The 528-nt window shown below is 43.6% G+C and carries 1 pseudogene; it reads right to left on the reverse strand.

Annotated features, from left to right (window positions below):
- Window positions 1-355: pseudogene (locus P5674_RS25775) on the reverse strand (recombinase); the annotation flags it as partial.
- Between the last annotated feature and the right edge of the window lie 173 nt (window positions 356-528).

Here is a 528-nt window from a genome sequence, read left to right on the forward strand (position 1 = left end):
TCAGATTATCCTCAATCTGGTTCTTTCCTGAGATAGTCGCATCGTACCAGTTCCAAAATTCACTAGCGCTAGTAATGGTTCCCAAGGCTTCTGATACCAGTTTAGCTTTCCTAACGCCGTCTATCACCCCTTGAGGTGTACATTCAAGGTTAGCCGTTTTGGGTAGCCGTTTCCCGGTAGGTGGTTGCTTAAACTGCAATAGTAGGTTGTACCTAGTCCCGGTCTTTTGTAACTTGAGTGTCACTCCTTTGGGACATTCCCCTTTAAAGTCTTGATAGGCTTTCAGGAATCTACTATAGCCATCGTCATAATTACCCTTTCCCCCTACAGTAGGGGTATTGATATCGTTACTCATTTTTTACTCACTTGTTACTCTGTTATGGCTTTGAGTAACACCTAAGTAACGGTAGAATAGGGGTTGTAGGCTATATAGGCGATTCGAATCCTTCCGCCCCAGTTTAGTATAATTAGTTCTGAGGTGCGAGACGTTCAGGCATGAAATAGGGTTGCAATACCCGAAATAACTGA

This window comes from Limnospira sp. PMC 289.06 (genome assembly GCF_032350395.1).
Lineage (GTDB): Bacteria > Cyanobacteriota > Cyanobacteriia > Cyanobacteriales > Microcoleaceae > Limnospira > Limnospira platensis.